1 protein-coding gene is annotated in these 400 nt (G+C 40.0%); it reads right to left on the reverse strand.

The window, feature by feature from the left end:
* A partial coding sequence (locus tag AOA62_RS25300; RefSeq protein ID WP_256592477.1) for an endo-1,4-beta-xylanase occupies window positions 1–347 on the reverse strand: 347 nt, incomplete at its 3' end.
* Between the last annotated feature and the right edge of the window lie 53 nt (window positions 348–400).

The raw sequence follows: 400 nt of genomic DNA on the forward strand, positions 1-400 counted from the left end.
GGTAGATTCCCTTCCTCTAGCCCCATCATGGCGTAATACGCAGGTTTCACTTTAAACTCTGTATCAAATACAAATGGCGCATCCTTCCCAGCACCATCGTCACTGTGCTCTTGAGCTCGATCATCAAGCCACGTATGATCATCAGCAATTCCCCAGAAAGTTACATTACTAATCTCTTCATCAAACTCTTTATATAATTCAAAGAGCGCTTCATAGCGAGCAGCTTGATCTTCTAAGATACTATCAGGAATTTCTTCCTCTGTTTTAAACTCACCGCTTGGAGGCCAACCATAAATACTAACATCTAATTCTGTGATCTGTTGATCTAATCCAAATTCAGAAAACATTTCGTACGTCTCTCTCATTTCATTTAATGACGGCCAATCAAGTTGAATATGTG

Origin of the sequence: Pseudomonas sp. 2995-3, from assembly GCF_002742565.1 — a bacterium.
In the GTDB taxonomy this organism is placed as follows: Bacteria; Pseudomonadota; Gammaproteobacteria; order Pseudomonadales; family Pseudomonadaceae; genus Aquipseudomonas; species Aquipseudomonas edaphica.